This window comes from Pseudoalteromonas sp. SR45-5, assembly GCF_014163565.1.
In the GTDB taxonomy this organism is placed as follows: domain Bacteria; phylum Pseudomonadota; class Gammaproteobacteria; order Enterobacterales; family Alteromonadaceae; genus Pseudoalteromonas; species Pseudoalteromonas distincta.
The window spans coordinates 1-5293 of record NZ_JACJDN010000265.1; the positions used below are offsets into that span (position 1 = coordinate 1).

3 protein-coding genes are annotated in these 5293 nt (G+C 38.3%); 1 reads left to right on the forward strand and 2 read right to left on the reverse strand.

The genetic code is table 11. The annotated features are described in order from the left end of the window. Window positions 1–125 precede the first annotated feature (125 nt). The gene (locus tag H5072_RS11095; protein WP_024606768.1) at window positions 126–1460 is read left to right on the forward strand and encodes a dicarboxylate/amino acid:cation symporter; all 1335 of its coding nucleotides are present in this window, start codon (window positions 126–128) and stop codon (window positions 1458–1460) included. 96 nt (window positions 1461–1556) lie between these two features. Here H5072_RS11095 and sohB read toward each other — a convergent pair whose 3' ends face one another. Together sohB and H5072_RS11105 are read right to left on the reverse strand one after the other, a co-directional pair. After that, window positions 1557–2573: a protease SohB gene (gene sohB / locus H5072_RS11100; RefSeq protein WP_182681383.1), complete on the reverse strand. Its 1017-nt coding sequence runs from the start codon at window positions 2571–2573 to the stop codon at window positions 1557–1559. 100 nt (window positions 2574–2673) lie between these two features. Next, window positions 2674–5103 carry a VolA/Pla-1 family phospholipase gene (locus H5072_RS11105; RefSeq protein WP_182693554.1) on the reverse strand — a complete coding sequence of 810 codons (2430 nt, stop codon included), beginning with the start codon at window positions 5101–5103 and terminating at the stop codon, window positions 2674–2676. Window positions 5104–5293: the final 190 nt, after the last annotated feature.

Here is a 5293-nt window from a genome sequence, read left to right on the forward strand (position 1 = left end):
CTAAAATCTCAGTTTTTTATTACTTTTTTGCGCAAAATAATTTTAAATAAATACCAATTTTTTCTGTAGTAAATATTTCCTTGCTGGTAGTCTATGGCAAATTTATAAAATGTAGATCAGGGAATATGTCAAAAATCCGTTCAATGAGTTTAACCACTCGCATCATGATTGGTATGGCGCTTGGGGTTGCAGTAGGTTTTATATTTCAGGCTATATTAGCTGGTGAAGACGATTATCTAATACCACTTGGGTTATTCTCTTTGCCAATTAAAGCCTTTTTTGTTGATGGTATTTTCCATGTTGGTGGCCAAATATTTATTGCCAGCTTAAAAATGTTAGTTGTGCCTCTTGTTTTTGTATCGCTCGTTTGTGGTACCTGTAGCTTAAGTGACCCTAAAAAACTAGGCCGCCTAGGTGGTAAATCTATTGGTTTATATTTATTAACTACGGCTATTGCTATAACGGTGGCTATTACACTTGCCTTATTATTTAGCCCTGGTGAAGGTATAAGCTTGCCATCTAATGCAACTTATGATGCCAAAGAAGCGCCTACCCTTGCACGTGTAATTATAGATATGTTTCCTACTAACCCATTTGAAGCCATGGCCAAGGGTAATATGCTTCAAGTTATAGTGTTTGCACTATTATTTGGTGTAGCAATGGCATTAAGTGGTAAAACAGGCAAACGCGTAGCAAGTGTTTTTGAAGATTTAAACACAGTAATCTTAAAACTAGTTACGCTGTTAATGAACATTGCACCTTATGGCGTGTTCTTTTTAATGGCAAAACTATTTACAACAATTGAGCTTAACTTAATTGTTAGCCTAGCCAAATACTTTGGCGTTGTAGTGCTTGCACTGTTATTACATGCTTTCGTAAACTACACATTGCTTTTAAAAATATTAACGGGCTTAAACCCGCTTATTTTCTTAGCAAAAATGAAGCACACATGCTTATTTGCATTTAGTACCTCGAGCTCAAGCGCAACTATGCCTATTACACTTGAAACTGCTACTAAAAAACTAGGTGCTAATAACTCGGTTGCCTCATTTACTATCCCACTGGGTGCTACCATTAACATGGATGGCACTGCCATCATGCAAGGTGTGGCTACCGTATTCATTGCACAAGTGTTTAGTGTAGATTTAACAATTTCTGATTATCTAATGGTTATACTAACAGCAACACTTGCCTCTGTAGGTACAGCAGGCGTACCAGGTGTTGGTTTAATAATGCTGGCCATGGTACTTAACCAAGTTGGCTTACCTGTAGAAGGGATTGCAATTATTATCGGTGTAGATAGATTACTTGATATGACACGTACAGCAGTTAATGTAACCGGTGATTGTATGGTTACCTGTGTTGTTGCCAAGTCTGAAGGTGAACTTGATGAGAGCATCTTTAACGACCCTAATGCAGCTAAAGACTTAGAAGATTATCATAAGTCTATTGACTCATAAGCTACATTTATACAGCTATAAAAAAACCTTGATGCAATACATCAAGGTTTTTTTTCGAGTAGAAAGAATTAAACTGAATCGTAAAAAAATTCTAATCTAAGGATTTAGGGATTTAAATTTAGAGAGTAAGTTTATTCCCACTTTATTTACACCACTACTCAGGCCAAGAGCTAGCTTATCGCTTAATCCCTTTTTAATTTTGTATTTAATCTTATAAATTTGGCGCTCATGTTGCTGCTCCAGTAATGCATCATCACTTGTCTTTATAACATCTACCAAACCTTTATCAATCGCTTGAGTTGCAAACCAATGCTCGCCTGTCGCAACTAAGTTTATATCTAAGCTTGGGCGTTGAGTGCTTACAAACGTTTTAAATAAATCATGTGTTTGTTCAATTTCTTCACGAAATTTTTCACGGGCCTTATCTGTGTTTTCACCAAATAAAGTAAGCGTACGTTTAAACTCACCTGCAGTTATTTGCTCAAATTCCACATCATTTTTCTTTAATATTTTATTAAAGTTTGGTATTTGAGCTATCACACCAATAGATCCAACTATGGCAAAAGGGGCTGCTAGTATCTCATCGGCTACACACGCCATCATGTAACCACCGCTCGCTGCTACTTTATCAATTGCAACACTCAAAGGAATACCGGCATTTTTAATACGCTGTAGCTGAGATGCAGCAAGTCCATAGCCATGCACTACTCCGCCGCCACTTTCTAAACGAATAAGTACTTTGTCTTTACTTGGGTTAGCAATAGAGATAATGGCTGTTATTTCTTCTCGTAAGCTTTCTACTTCGTGAGCGTCCATACTACCTACAAAGTCAATTACATATAAACGAGGTTTAGGCTCATCTTTATCTGCTTTTTTACTTTGCGATTTAAGCTGTTTTTGGTGAGCTTTAAGCTCTTTTTTACCCAGCGTATTTTGTAGAAAACTTTCTTTAAGATCGACTAATTGCTCTGATATGTCGTCAATTTGTATTTCACCTTTTTTGGCTTTAGGCTTAACTGCAGCGCCAACTATTAGCATTAGAATAACTGCTATAGCGATAACAAAAGTAATTGTTTTAGCAAAAAACAAACCGTATTCGTATAAAAATTCCAACTGGTTTCTCCATTTATAAATTTCAGCTAATTTAGCATGCTTTAAAGCAAAAAAAAGCCACTTTTCAGTGGCTTTTAAAGGTTAATTATTTTACTGGTTATTAATCAGTCACAACCTCAGGGTTGGAAACAAATAACATTCGACCGCGAGCAGCTAAGTAAGTAGCTACTTGCAACTGCATTTCTGTATTAGCGGCAGCACTGCCTTCTACAGTTGCAGCCTGTGCAGCATCTTGAGCTGGCGTTAATATAGAACCATGATGCCCTTTAGTAAATTTAACTAAGTAGCTTGTTGGTGTTTCAGTCAATGCTTGCGAAGTACTTACTGTTTCAAGACCCATCAAATTAGCTAATGGGATTGTGCCAGAAATAGGATTATTAGCTGCCATTGGTGGTATCACTTGGTCAGGCTTGTTATCAACACCATCGCCCACAACAACATTAGTATAAACAGGAGTGCCTAATGCTTTCACAGTGGCTGCGTAATTAGTTGGATCGCCACTATCAAGTGCTGTTTGCGCAGCAAATGCAAATTGAGTAAACACTCCTTGAATATTAGTTAGCTTACTTGTTTCACCAGCTGTAGTTAACGAAGCTACATACTCGTTATAACCACAGGTTAAATATGCTTCCATATCTGGCAAAACTGCACCACAGTTAGACACTGCATCAACTTGTAAATACGCGTTAAACTCATCAGCTTCTGTTGTACCTGCTTGTGAAAGTACTGAACCTTGAATAAATGGACCAAATGCAGCTGATTCTAGTAAGAAGCTAGCTATACCGCCGCCGCCACTTGCAAGTGCTACTGTGTTTACATTAAATAATGGGTCAACGGTTGGCGCTAATGGGTTATTAGCTTGTGCAATAAATGCAGGGGCTACAATAGAGCCTAATGAATGACCAATGTAAGTTACATCTTGCGCATTAATCGTTGCATCATTAATAAAGTTTAGACCTAAACGTAAACCTAATAAATCAGCCGCTGATTGACGTAAGCTATCACGCGCAACAAGTAATGAACTTAAGTTCATGTAACTAAGCACAGAACCCGTTGTTGCATTAAAGTCGTCTGTTCCATCACCATCAACATCTATTCCACGCTCACCATGTCTTGGATGGTCAATAGCAACTGTTGCAAAGCCTTGAATAGAAAGCTGCGCCGTTAAAGCAAGCATACTTTCTTTTTGTGTTGTAATACCGTGTTGCATAATAACAACTGGCCATCCGCTATCAGGCATTGCGATAGGATCTAATTGTAACTGCGCACGTACACCATTAATTATTGGTAAAATAGGCTTAGTAACTTGCACTGGCACATTTGCCATGCTTTGTACTTTTGGAATGGAGTTATATTTTGTTAAATGACGTGTGCTATCTAGTCCTAAGTCACGTAATTGCCCGTCACTTAATGCAGAACATAAACCATCATTTTCACTAATAGGATCTGTCGGAAATGCATCACCAGCAACGGCCTTGTAACCGATTATTGCCACCGCGTTATCACACATACCTTGCCAATATGTATCACTTAAATCACTAATATCAGTACCCGTTGGTGTACCTAGATACATCGGTAGCATAATGCTACCTTTTTGATATTGCACACCAGAGAAAGCAGCAGACACTTCTACACCCTGAGAAGCAAATACCTGTTGCACATTTACCATTGGTTGTTCAGGAACTTGAAGCGCAGGCGTTGGCATCGCAGGCTGTTGCAAACTTGCAGCTAGCAATTTTTTAATTGTCCCAAGTACTGGCCCCGCAGACTGAATAGTCATTGCGCTAGAAAAAATAATATCTTCTTTTGTTATATTTCCTGAATTTACAACTACATTTTCGTAACTGTTAACAGCGCCCTGCAAACCAAGTTGGGCTTCTGTAATTAATGGCGCTTCTTGCTTAACCAGACCATAAGTAGAAGAAGGCTCGATAGAGCGTCCTAATGAATCTTTAAGGCCAGTAGTTAGTACATTGATGTATGAGCTACCTGCCGTAAATGGTTTTAAAGGAATAATTGCAACGGCATCACCAGAAGCTTGAGTAACAAAATCAACACCAAAAGTAAGCTCACCGACCAATTTACAAGCTGTACCGGCAGCAACAACTGAACATTCTGCGTCAGTTAAACTTGCACCCATTACTACTTCAAAAATGCGAACTGTACCTGGTGTCCCAGCAGACGTTTCATCTAAGCTAACATTTGGTGGGAATGTTAAATCGATTTTATAAGGAACCTGAGAAGACCAACCGTCAAGTGCGCCTAGAGCAAGCTGAGGATCTGCATAAGCTGCTCGAGAAATAGACACATTGTTGTCATCTAATTCTCCAGGAATATTAAGTGTACCGTCTTGGGTTCCACTCATTAATAAATCATTAGGTACCGATAAAATACCTGCAGCAGGGTCAAATGTAACCGTTGCTGTTGGAATAACGGTTGCTGTGTCGTTCTTAACATCTTCTAACGTTTCTCCGCCGCCACAACCTGCCAAGGCAGCTGTAACAGAGAGTGAAAGTAGCATTTTTTTCATATTGTTGGCTCCGCACATATTTTATTTTTATAGTGTGTTTAATCAGTGTATTAAGTTAAAACAATGTAATCAGGTTATTAATGAGACATTAGACCAGTTAAACTTAACGTAAAGTTTCTATTTTCGCCACCTAATTTTACAATAAATTCGATTACTTCACGTTTCGCTATGTTAAAATCAAAAAAAATAG